At 48.3% G+C, this 8040-nt stretch carries 6 protein-coding genes; 5 read left to right on the top strand and 1 reads right to left on the bottom strand.

Going from position 1 to position 8040, the window contains the following annotated elements:
* Positions 1–29 precede the first annotated feature (29 nt).
* Positions 30–899 (top strand): hypothetical protein, encoded by an 870-nt coding sequence (locus EBR25_11700; protein ID NBW41647.1) that lies wholly within the window; start codon positions 30–32, stop codon positions 897–899.
* A gap of 20 nt (positions 900–919) precedes the next feature.
* Here EBR25_11700 and EBR25_11695 read toward each other — a convergent pair whose 3' ends face one another.
* Entirely contained in the window at positions 920–2884 is a 1965-nt protein-coding gene (locus EBR25_11695) for an acetoacetate--CoA ligase (protein NBW41646.1), read from the bottom strand.
* Positions 2885–3103: 219 nt separating this feature from the next.
* On the opposite strand from EBR25_11695, the gene EBR25_11690 reads away from it, so the two are divergent.
* The 4 genes from EBR25_11690 to EBR25_11675 form a co-directional block, all read left to right on the top strand.
* Positions 3104–3325: a hypothetical protein gene (locus EBR25_11690; protein ID NBW41645.1), complete on the top strand. Its 222-nt coding sequence runs from the start codon at positions 3104–3106 to the stop codon at positions 3323–3325.
* A gap of 1 nt (position 3326) precedes the next feature.
* On the top strand, positions 3327–4064 hold the full coding sequence (locus tag EBR25_11685) for a hypothetical protein (GenBank protein ID NBW41644.1): 738 nt from the start codon (positions 3327–3329) through the stop codon (positions 4062–4064).
* A 52-nt stretch (positions 4065–4116) separates the two neighbouring features.
* A complete protein-coding gene (locus EBR25_11680) occupies positions 4117–7323 on the top strand; it encodes a 4Fe-4S dicluster domain-containing protein (protein NBW41643.1) in 3207 nt (1068 codons plus the stop codon).
* Between the two features lie 115 nt (positions 7324–7438).
* A partial coding sequence (locus EBR25_11675; protein ID NBW41642.1) for a hydrogenase occupies positions 7439–8040 on the top strand: 602 nt, incomplete at its 3' end.

Here is an 8040-nt window from a genome sequence, read left to right as displayed (position 1 = left end):
CATGGAGTGTCCCAGTTGAGAATGTGCTCATGCACCTTGTTGTCACACTCCTTGGCACAAAGTTTACTACTATTCTTTCAATGAAGCGGCTTCTCGTTGATGAGGCTTACCGAGCGAGCATTGTATCTCAAGTTGAAGACCTTCACGTGAAAGCATTTTGGAACGGAACGTTCCCTGAGATTGTTCGAGAAAGCTATGAGCAAGTGGTAGCTCCAATTGTTCAAATGGTTGAAGATTTTACAGCGCATGACATGATTTACCACACTCTGGGACAGCCATTTAATGCATTCGATTTTCGAGAGATTGTTGATGAACAGAAGATCTTGCTGATGAAAATTCCGGGGCGGGATCTTGGAGAGGCGAATGCGTCGGTGCTCGGTGGAATGCTGGTCAGCCGTATCTTTCAAGCCGCAATGTCTCGTATTGATGTTTCAATAGTTGGTCGTAAGGATTTCTATCTTTATATCGATGAGTTTGATCAATTTGCTACAACGAGCTTTGCGGAGATATTAAGTGAGTCACGTAAGTACGGATTAAATCTTACGCTAGCAACCCAGACGCTTGGAGCGTTGCCCGAATCAGTTCGCTATAGTTTGTTTACGAATGTAGTGAATGTTTTTGCTTTTGCGACTTCCACTGAGGATTCAAGCCTGCTTGAACCTGAATTCCAGCCGAATGTGAAGCAGGAAGATCTTTCATCTCAAGCGCCTGAAGAGTTCTATGTCAAAACGAGTGTCTATGGGATATCACAGCCAATATTCTCAGCGCGCCTTAGCCCTAAGACCTCCGAGGTGAAGGCGGATGGAGCAAAGGCCGCACTGGCGCATTCGCGTGAAAAGTATTGTGTGCCTCGGGCTAAGGCAGGTGAGATTATCAAGCAATGGGGTGCTGTTGGATAACAGCAGAAAAGTTGAGAGTGTTACGAGCTGGTAAGAAGATTTTCGCGTTGTGATTCATAAAAGCCGAGGACCTCAGGATTTTTCAATGCATGTTTATTGAGCACCGTTTTCCCCTGGAGAATATTCCTGATAGCGCTGGCTGAGGTCTTTCCACTTAATGTTCGGGGGAAATCATACGCGATTACAATTTTCCAAGGAACATGCCGAGGGCTCTCTTCACTTCTAAGTTTATGACAGAGTTTTTTCTCTTTCTCATCATTCCAGATCATCTCTGGTGACAGGATGAGAAAGAGAACAATGCGGTCTTCATTTCTCACATTCATGGTCACAGCGCATGCTTCTTGCACCCCCTCGAGCGCTAGCGCCTGACGATAAATTTCCGCTGGACCAATCCGAACTCCACTCGCGTTGAGAATATCATCGGAACGTTCATGTACGATTACGCCACCCTGTTTGGTAATAGTAATTGCGTCTCCATGGTGCCAAACATCGGGGAATACCGTGAAGTATGCAGATTCATAACGAGCTCCTTCACTATCTCCTACAAATCCTACTGGCATCGACATAAAGGGCTTTGTACAGACAAGCTCACCGCGCTCTTCGATGACCGCATTCCCCTTTTCATCGAAGGCTTCGACGTGATAACCAAGGCTTCGGCACTGGAGTTGTCCGCTGAGTACGGGGAGTAAGGGATTCCCGAGGGCAAAGCAGCCAACGATGTCAGTTCCTCCTGATATTGATGAAAGTCTTATGTGTTTCGGGAAGGTTTTATAGAACCACTTGAACTGGGAGGGGAGTAAGGGTGCACCTGTGGAGAGAACTGATTTCAGAGCACTGAGATTAAATGTCCGATGTTTCAGCAGGTCGCGACTGGCGACCTCACGAAGATATCCAGGGTTCGTTCCAAAAACTGATACGCTCTCTTTCTCGGCCATCTCAAGCAGCAGACTGCCATCATCTTCAAGAGGGAAGCCATCATAGAGGGTAACCGTTGCTCCAACGGAGAGCCCCGAAACGAGCCAGTTCCACATCATCCACGCGCACGTCGTTTGGTAAAAAATGGTATCACCCTCTTTAAGATCGGTATGGAGCATGAGTTCTTTTTTATGTTCGAGCAAAGTCCCCCCAGCGCCATGTATAATCCCCTTGGGTTTTCCAGTCGTTCCCGACGTAAACAGGTAGTATACTGGGTGGTTGAATGCGAATTGTTCAAAGGGAGAAGTGTCTGGCTGAAGTCTTTGGACGTCAGCATAGGGCGTAGTTCCTTGTATTTTTAGTGTGCTTTCAAGATAGGGAATCACAAGAATTTCCGTGACTGAGGAAAGAGCTTCTGCAGTCTGACGGATCTTTTCCTCTAAAAGAATCTCTTTGCCTTTATAAAAGTAGCGTTCTGACGCAATGAGCACATTTGGGGAAATTTGTTGAAAACGCTCGAGGATTCCCGTTGGCCCAAACTCAGGAGCCACAGAGCACCATGTGGCTCCTAGAGACGTTGCTGCTAGCATACATGCAATTGTCTCAGGAGTATTTGCGGTAATAGCGGCTATCGTGGATTCAGAATTGATTCCTATTTGCCTGAAGTATGCTCTGATCCGGAGTACGTGTTCTCGCAGAGTCTTGAATGTCCATCGCTGAACCCCTTCCCTTTCACCATAGAAGATAACGGCATCGGTATTATCATTCTTCCAGAGAAGATTCTCAGCGAAATTCAATTTTCCATTAGGGAACCACCGTGAGTTTTGAAATTTACGATCTTGAGCGAAAACCGATAGAGGTTTGCTGAATGAATCCATCTCCCCGCGAACTTCACAGAATTTCCAGAGAGCAATCCAGAAATCTTCTTGATGAGCGAGTGACCAGTCGTAAAGCGCTGAGTAGGAATTGATTCCTAGATTATTGAACTGCGCTATGAAGCGCGTCATGTGCGATTCTGAAAGCTCCCGTGATGTCGGTTCCCAAAGGGGTTTTTCTTGTTCGTCCTTCATGGTGCCTTCCCGAGACCGTTCTACCGTAACGTACCCCTTTTTCAGGGGAAGCGGGAGGACGAAGTTCTCTGGAGCATTGAGTTGTCATGTTGCTGCATGACATATCAAGCAACACATTGAGATATCAATAATAGGGGTAGGCTCGCGCGCTCTAAGGCTGAAAGACGTCAAATCTCCAAGAAATGCTTAAGGAGCTTGATGTAACCGCCTCATTTAGTTATGAAATCATGGGTTTTGAATGACAGAGTTCGCAACGCGGATCGGCCGACATCAGAAATTAAAAATGATGTCTGCCATGCGGAGGGAAGATATTTTATCTTTGCTCATGCCCAGCGTTGGTTCCTGTTGGGAAAAAACGTGTCAGGACAAATAAATTTACTCCTTAACGTAGAAGAAGACAGTCGTGCTGAGAAAAACTTTTATCTCACTCCTCACCGTTAGTGTGATTAGTGCCGCAGCGATGTATTGGTTTAGTACATCGAGTTCTAAAAAATTAAATACCCACAATGCGTCCTCCTTACTTTCTGTTGCTCATGCTGAAGGGCAAGAAAGCAACATGCCTGCACCCGCAGGTAAGGGCGGTGAGGGCTACCCTGAACAGGGTATTCATTCTGGTGTGTGGAATGATGGTCAGGCGATCTTCTGGGATTTACATCTTATTGATCATTTTCGGTACTTCGGTGCACCAGAAAGGGCGCGTGGGTACAAGCCGGAGCAGCCGATCCCTTTTAGTCATGTAACGCATGTGCAACAAAACCAGATGGAATGTCAGTACTGTCACTGGACGGTTTCAAAGTCTCCCTATGCGGCAATTCCAGAGGTCGAAACGTGTATGGGTTGTCATCGATATGTGCTTGGTCGTACCGAGGAGCAAAAAGAGGCTATCCAGACCCTTCATTCATACTGGGATAACTCTGGTGAGGCCTACGGGAATGAGGCTGGAGCAGCAAAAACTGGGGAAGGAGCGCCGATTCCGTGGGAAAAAGTGCACGTAATGCCGAACTACATAAAGTTTGACCACAAGCGGCATGTTGCTGCGGGTGTTGGTTGTCAATCTTGCCACGGTCAGATTGCAGAGATGGAAGTAGTCGAGCGGGTTTCTTCTATGAAAATGGGATGGTGTATCGACTGCCACCGCCAGCAGGGGACAAGTATCGATTGCGCAACGTGTCACTACTGATGGGTTGAAGCAAATGGGAAGATGAGACTCAGTCGGTGGATGCGCTCCCAGAATGAGTCTCTCAGAAGTGAAAAAGTATGAACGTGAAGCAGGGAAAGGTCTTGCTGAACAGGGTGAAAGAAACATGAGTGATTTGGTTCAAATTCGAACTCGAGCAGATGAACAGAAAGAGGAAAAGAAAGATGGCCTCTCACGGAGAAATTTTCTGAAGATTCTCGGTGCAGCTCCAGTGGTAACAGCCGCTGGATGTTCTGATTCTTCAAAGCACAAAGCGTATCCGAATGTTTTTGGTCAAGAGGACTCTATTCCAGGAGTCGCCGTTTGGTACAATTCTACGTGTACTGAATGTTCTGCTGGGTGCGGTATTAGTGTTCGGACTCGAGAGGGGCGTGCAGTTAAGGTTGAAGGAAACCGCTCCCATCCCTTGAGCAAAGGGGGATTGTGTGGTCTTGGGCAAGCCTCTCTTCAAGCGCTCTATGACCCGGACAGGGTGCGACAGCCGCTCGTGAAGAAGGTGGACGGTGGCACTGAGCAGTTCGTTCCGATTTCTTGGGGAAGTGCGCTTAAGAAGCTTACAGCAGCGCTGAAATTTGCAGGCTCGGATTTTGCGCTTGTTACTGGTGAGCAGTCAGGGAGCTATAAATCACTCGCATCGGATTTCGTGGCGGCTAGTGGGGGGCAGCGTGTGGTGTATGACCCGCTTTCTCCAGTTGAGGTGGCTGAAGCCTCCCGAGTGGTGTACGGAGAGTACGGCATACCGACCTATCGGCTTGAGCGTTCAGATTTTGTTTTAAACTTCGGTGCAGATTTCCTAGAAACGTGGGCGTCCCCAGTTGAATATGCCAGGAGATGGGCTGACGGGAGACGAAATGGCGGAAGCACACGGTATGTTCATATTGAGCCACGGCTTTCCCTGACGGGCTCTAATGCGGATCGTTGGTTGAAGTGCGCTCCCGGTAGTGAAATTGAAGTTGCAAAGTTTCTTTTAAAGTCTTTGATAGATGCTGGTAAGGGTTCAAACCTTTCAGGACGGGTTCTGTCCGGGATTCAGAGTGTAATAGGAAACACCTCAGCTGAAGCGGCTGCGGAGGCTTCGGGACTTGAGCAGACTGATATTTTGCTTGTTGCTGATCGGTTAAAGCACTCAAAGCACGGAGTCGTTCTCTCCGGTGGAGCGACGTCGAGAACCTCTTATGGAGAAGACCTTGCCGTAATCTGTTCCCTAATGAATCTTGTGCTTGCTTCAGTTGGTGATGTTGTACAGCTAGGAGCAATGCGTACACCAGAAAGCGATCGAAAGAAGCTGGCTGACGCGATTGACGCTCTTGGGAAGGGAAATCTCCGGTTACTACTTGTTGGTGATGGAGTGAATCCTGCGTTTACGCTCCCTGCAGACTATGGGTTGCAATATGCGATTAACCAGGGGCGAGTTGAGCGACAGAAAGCAATCAATGAAGCGGGGAATGTGGATAGCGACATTCCACTCGTCGTAAGTTTTTCGTCATCATTGGACGAGACGGCGAAAATGGCTGACCTCATTCTGCCGTCTCATCATTCGCTTGAAGATTGGGGAGATACAGAGGCTGTCCCTGGGATTCGCTCGATTGTTCAGCCCGTAATGACTCCCGTTTTTGATACCAAAAGTTTTGGCGATACTCTTCTTACGGTCGCAAAAGCGCTCGGTGTAAAGATTTCCTCAGCTGGTGACACTTCGACATTTCAAGATTATGTGAAAGCGCAGTGGCGTAAAGTGTACAACGGGAGTGGGTCAACGAAGGGATTTGCCAAGTGGTGGCTAGAGCGAGTGGAGCAAGGTGGAGTTTTTGATGACACACAGCTCAACAAGCGCGTGAAAGTCAACGTTTCTCCAGAGGCGTTTAGGAGTGCTGGTGATAAGCATGCAGTAAGTCCGGCGAAGGGTGAGCTAACGCTGCTTCCGTACTTCTCTGTGAAGACCTTTGACGGAAGAGCTGCAAATCGACCTTGGTTGCAGGAATTACCAGATCCGGTTGTTCAGGCGGTATGGGATTCTTGGGGTGAGCTTCACGAGAATACCGCAGCACAACTCGGCGTAAAAACTGGAGACTCCATCACTGTTCGTAATGCGTATGGAGAGTTGAATCTCCCGGTGTATATCTCCGATAGAATTGCAGAGGGGACCGTAGGGGTTCCCGTAGGGCAGGGGCATACCGAGTATGGACGCTACGCAAGAGAGGTTTCACATGTTGGGAACGTGTTTGATCTTCTTTCAAGAGATGAGTCGGAGAATAAGGGGCTTTCCCTTGTTTCGGCATCGGTTGCTGTCACTCGTTCTTTGAAAAAGTCTCCACTGGTCGTCTCTCAAGGAAGCGACTCGCAGGCAGGTAGAGGGCTTGCTCGTACCTCGATAGTGGAAGCGAGTAAGAGTAGCCATGAACATGATTCTCATCATGGCAGCAGTGATGAACATGGGCACCACGACGAGGAGCATGGGCACCATGAGCCAAAGCAAATGTATGAGCAGCGGGTACACCCGATGTATGAGTGGGTCATGGCCGTTGACCTTGCGGCGTGTACTGGATGTTCCGCTTGTGTTACCGCCTGTTATGCCGAGAACAATATACCGACTGTCGGGAAAAAGGTTTTTTACCAAGGGAGAGAAATGTCCTGGCTCCGACTGGATCGGTATTTTGATGAGCGACCAGAGTCAGGAGGACACTCGGCCAGTTACGGGGATCATCACGCAAGTGCTGAAGAGTTTACGGTAAGTTTCATGCCGATGATGTGTCAGCAGTGTAACAACGCTCCGTGTGAGCCTGTTTGCCCAGTGTACGCTACGTATCACAATGACGAAGGTTTAAATGTCATGGTGTATAACCGGTGTGTGGGAACTCGATACTGCTCAAACAACTGTAGCTACAAAGCAAGACGCTTTAATTGGTTCGAGTTCGAATGGCCAGAGCCGATGAATCTACAAGTGAACCCAGATGTGACAAAGCGAGCAGCGGGTGTCATGGAAAAGTGTACCTTCTGTGTTCAACGAATAAAAGAAGCCCAAGGAAAGGCAAAAGACCTGGGTCGCACAGTCCTCGATGGGGAAGTGCAGCCAGCATGTGTACAGAGTTGTCCGACACAGGCGCTTGCTTTTGGAAATATTAACGACTCAAACAGTAAAGTTTCGAAGTTGTCGAAGGACTCGCGTGCATACAAGGTCCTCGATCACCACTTGAATACTCAACCCGGAGTTATTTACCTAGAGAACGTAAAGTATAAGGTTTGATGCCATGTCAGTAACATCAGGAACTATGACAACGATGACTGCTCACGACGATGCCAGTATTGACCCCGAAGAGCGGGAAGTTTCTTACGGGTATGTGAATGATACCGTTTTAAAGATGTTAGAGCCGCCAAAGGTTGGGTGGTACTTTCTCCTTGGTCTGTGCGTCACTCTTGTCGGTATTGGAGCGATCTCATTCTCATGGCAGCTACGAAATGGAATGGGTTCAGCAGGGATTGCCCATCCCATTGCATGGGGTGTTTATATCACGAACTTCGTTTTTTGGGTTGGTATTGCACATTCGGGAACGCTTATCTCCGCAGTGCTTTACTTGTTTCGTGCAAGATTCCGTATGCCGATTTATCGATTGGCTGAAGCGATGACGGTTTTTGCTGTAATGACCGCAGGCTTGTTTCCTCTGATTCACGTTGGGCGTCCTTGGTTTGCATACTGGCTCTTGCCGTACCCGAACGAAAGGATGCTATGGCCGAACTTCCGCTCTCCTCTCTTGTGGGATGTATTCGCAGTTTCAACGTATTTTACCGTTTCAGCGGTGTTCTTTATCGTCGGGCTGATTCCAGATATTGCGGTAGCACGGGATGCCGCGAAGACGAAGATAAAGAAGGTTTTGTATACGATTACTTCTGTGGGATGGAATGGGAATCACCGTGCTTGGCATCACTACGAAGAGGCATATCTCGTCTTTGCTGCGCTGGCTAC

The sequence above is a fragment of the bacterium genome (assembly GCA_009926305.1).
Taxonomy (GTDB): domain Bacteria; phylum Bdellovibrionota_C; class UBA2361; order UBA2361; family RFPC01; genus RFPC01.
The sequence above is the reverse complement of the archived record's forward strand: the minus strand, read 5'-3'. Positions and strand labels throughout refer to the sequence as shown.

Excerpts from the sequence above, each read along its gene's own strand:
- EBR25_11680 (NBW41643.1), top strand. The coding sequence starts at position 4,117 with ATGAGTCTCTCAGAAGTGAAAAAGTATGAACGTGAAGCAGGGAAAGGT.
- EBR25_11695 (NBW41646.1), bottom strand. The coding sequence starts at position 2,884 with ATGAAGGACGAACAAGAAAAACCCCTTTGGGAACCGACATCACGGGAG.
- EBR25_11690 (NBW41645.1), top strand. The coding sequence starts at position 3,104 with ATGAAATCATGGGTTTTGAATGACAGAGTTCGCAACGCGGATCGGCCG.
- EBR25_11700 (NBW41647.1), top strand. The coding sequence starts at position 30 with ATGCACCTTGTTGTCACACTCCTTGGCACAAAGTTTACTACTATTCTT.